This is a genomic window from Bacillus sp. SIMBA_008, assembly GCF_046535495.1.
GTDB classification, from domain to species: Bacteria; Bacillota; Bacilli; order Bacillales; family Bacillaceae; genus Bacillus; species Bacillus subtilis.
In genome coordinates this window covers 1-230 of record NZ_JAWRWL010001414.1, presented here as the reverse complement: position 1 = coordinate 230, position 230 = coordinate 1, and the positions used below count along the sequence as shown (strand labels likewise).

Genomic DNA, 230 nt, shown 5'->3' with positions numbered 1-230 from the left:
AGAGACGGGGGATGTCGGCGCTCCAGGGCTCCACGGAGACGGTCGCGGTCTCCCCCGCCGGCATCTCGATCCCCAGCTCGGGGATCACGACGACCGCATCGATCGAGGCGTCGACGCGCAGGGTGCCGAGGCCGGTGACGTGGTCGTAGTCGGCGTGCACGAAGTGGTCATCGATCGCGCCCGTCGGCCGCGAGATCAGCTCGACGTCGCGGAAGATGCCGGGCAGCCAC

General features: G+C 70.4%; 1 protein-coding gene. It reads right to left on the bottom strand.

The window, feature by feature from the left end; genetic code table 11:
* On the bottom strand, positions 1-230 hold a 230-nt coding region (locus tag SB658_RS28140), incomplete at both ends, for a hypothetical protein (RefSeq protein ID WP_486308239.1).